Origin of the sequence: Erythrobacter sp. SD-21 (genome assembly GCF_000181515.1) — a bacterium.
GTDB lineage: Bacteria > Pseudomonadota > Alphaproteobacteria > Sphingomonadales > Sphingomonadaceae > Qipengyuania.
Genome location: NZ_ABCG01000018.1, coordinates 1 through 1,344, shown reverse-complemented (window position 1 = coordinate 1,344; position 1,344 = coordinate 1). Strand labels below are relative to the sequence as shown.

General features: G+C 63.8%; 2 protein-coding genes. Both read left to right on the top strand.

Annotated features, from left to right (window positions below; translation table 11 throughout):
- On the top strand, nucleotides 1-943 hold a 943-nt coding region (locus tag ED21_RS14520), incomplete at its 5' end, for a glutamate--cysteine ligase (protein WP_006834684.1).
- A 21-nt stretch (nucleotides 944-964) separates the two neighbouring features.
- A complete protein-coding gene (locus ED21_RS14515; protein ID WP_006834683.1) occupies nucleotides 965-1,267 on the top strand; it encodes a putative quinol monooxygenase in 303 nt (100 codons plus the stop codon).
- The last annotated feature ends 77 nt before the right edge of the window (nucleotides 1,268-1,344 follow it).

Genomic DNA, 1,344 nt, shown 5'->3' with positions numbered 1-1,344 from the left:
CAAGACGCGCGAAGAGCTGCCGATGATGCCCAAGGGCCGCTACGAGATCATGAAGCGGCACATGCCCCGCGTCGGCACGCTTGGCCTCGACATGATGCTGCGCACCTGCACGATCCAGGTGAACCTCGACTATTCCAGCGAAGCCGACATGGCGAAGAAGTTCCGCACCGGCCTCGCGCTCCAGCCGCTCGCCACCGCGCTGTTTGCCAATTCGCCGTTCACGGAAGGCAAACCCAACGGCTACCTCTCCTATCGCAGTCACATCTGGTCCGACACCGATCCGCACCGCACCGGCATGCTGCCCTTCGTGTTCGAGGACGGCTTCGGCTACGAACGCTGGGTCGACTACATGCTCGACGTGCCGATGTATTTCGTCTTTCGCGAGGGCAAGTATATCGACGCGGCAGGTCTCAGCTTCCGCGACTTCCTCGAAGGAAAGCTGTCTGTCCTTCCGGGAGAAAAACCCACCGAGAGCGATTGGTGGGACCACCTCTCGACCGCCTTTCCCGAAGTTCGCCTTAAGAGCTTTCTCGAAATGCGCGGCGCCGATGGCGGTCCATGGAGCCGCATCTGCGCCCTCCCCGCCCTCTGGGTCGGCCTGCTCTACGAACAGGACGCGCTCGATGCAGCGTGGGACGCGGTCAAGCACTGGACGATGGAAGAGCGCGAGGACCTGCGCAACGCCGTCCCGAAGCTGGCTCTCGACGCGCCGATCCCGGGTGGCGGAACGTTACGCGATCTGGCGAAGGACGTCCTCGCCATCGCGCGTTCGGGGCTTGTAGCGCGCGGGCGGCTAAACACCTCGGGCGATAACGAGACCGGCTTCCTCGAGACGCTGGACGAGATCGTCGTCACCGGCAAAGTCCCCGCGCAGGTCCTGCTCGACCGCTATCACGGCGAATGGGGCGGCGACATCAGCCGGGTCTACAAATACAGTTTTTAACCCTTCGAAGGAGCGAGGCGCATGATCCAGATCAACGGCACGATACGGCTGGGGCGCACAATCGATGCGGCCACGCAGAAGGCTATCGTCGAAATGGTCCGCGCCAGCCGCGCGGAGGACGGCTGCCTCGATTACAGTTTCGCGCGCGACATTGCCGATCCCGACACGCTGATCCTGTTCGAACGCTGGCGCGACCGCGCTGCTCTGGACGCGCATGGTGCCTCGGCGCATATGGCCACCTTCCAGGAAGTCATGGCCGCCAACCCGCCCGCCTCGCGCGATATTCGGGTCTATGAAACGGACGAGGGCCAGCCGCTCGGCTGACCCTCGACATGTTTCGGCGGGGTAGCGGGCCAACCGCCCCTATCGTTCAATCTTAGCGGAACGCGGTGATCCGGCCG